Annotated in this window: 1 pseudogene; it reads left to right on the top strand. The window is 65.4% G+C overall.

The features are described from left to right. Window positions 1-222: 222 nt before the first annotated feature. A pseudogene (locus F6S12_RS32805) lies at window positions 223-517 on the top strand (hypothetical protein); the annotation flags it as partial.

A 517-nucleotide genomic window follows, 5' to 3' on the forward strand; every position in this document is an offset into this window, starting at 1 on the left:
GCCGGCGTGGCCATCGACAAGATCGACCAGAGCATCGCCAAGTACAGCAGCACCCTGGCCAATCGCACACCGTCCTCCTGAGCAAGCGCCCCGGGCGCGCCAGGTGCCCGGGGCCTGCACGGCCAGGAGCATGACCGCGACACAGGCTTTCCCCCTGGCGTTGAAGTTCGACGGACCCGGTGCCCAGCCCTTCAACGTCATTCATTGAGTAAGGAGCATGCAATGGCGAATGAAGAGCAGACCCCGATGGCGACGATATTCGGCTTTGCCGAGAAGTATCTGAAACGCCCCTTGACCCAGGTCGAGCGCCAGGTACTGGAGGCATTTGCCCAGGACAAGCCGCTGGACATGTCCAGGGCCGCGCAACAGAGCGTCGATCAGGCGCGGCAGCGGGCCACGGAGCTGATGCAGTCCGATGGGCTGCGCACCCGGCAGATCATCGATCAACTGGCCGGTTCCGCCGCCGCGGGCAAGGCCGATCCCCAGGCGCGGGAGCTGGTGCTGCGCCAATTGCTGG

This window comes from Pseudomonas sp. JV245A (assembly GCF_032424515.1).
GTDB classification, from domain to species: domain Bacteria; phylum Pseudomonadota; class Gammaproteobacteria; order Pseudomonadales; family Pseudomonadaceae; genus Aquipseudomonas; species Aquipseudomonas protegens.